Here is a 467-nt window from a genome sequence, read left to right as displayed (position 1 = left end):
GAGCTTTAAATGGTTAGAAATGTATTATGTATATATTCTTTATAGTAAAGAATTTGAAAGGATGTATGTAGGAATGTCTAAAGACTGTACAAAAAGATTAAAGGAACATAATTCTGGTAAGACTCAATCAACAAAAGCTTATATTCCCTGGGAAATTATTCATACGGAAGAATATTTAACTAGAAAAGAAGCTAGAGAAAGAGAAAAATATTTGAAAAGTGCTGCAGGTAGAAGATGGAGAAAAATAAATTTAATTTTGCCGCATGATTAAATTAAATGTCTTTTGTGGCAACTGTCATTAAACACGTTCGGGCTGGGTGCATTAGATTTCGGCTGTGATTGATATGAATTTATAAGAAAAAATTATTTCGTGTTTAAATATTGTTAATGGCCGCGTGGCGCAACTGAATACCCGCCCGAGCCGAACTGTCGTTAGGCACGTTCGGGCGGGGCGCATCAGATTTCGG

The 467-nt window shown here is 35.3% G+C and carries 1 protein-coding gene; it reads left to right on the top strand.

What is annotated here, in order from left to right:
* On the top strand, positions 1-271 hold a 271-nt coding region (locus tag K8344_RS14025), incomplete at its 5' end, for a GIY-YIG nuclease family protein (RefSeq protein ID WP_237609300.1).
* Positions 272-467 lie beyond the last annotated feature (196 nt).

The sequence above is a fragment of the Aequorivita xiaoshiensis genome (genome assembly GCF_022008395.1).
Taxonomy (GTDB): Bacteria; Bacteroidota; Bacteroidia; order Flavobacteriales; family Flavobacteriaceae; genus Aequorivita; species Aequorivita xiaoshiensis.
Note: the sequence above shows the minus strand (reverse complement) of the source record. Positions and strands in the feature narration are given on the sequence as shown.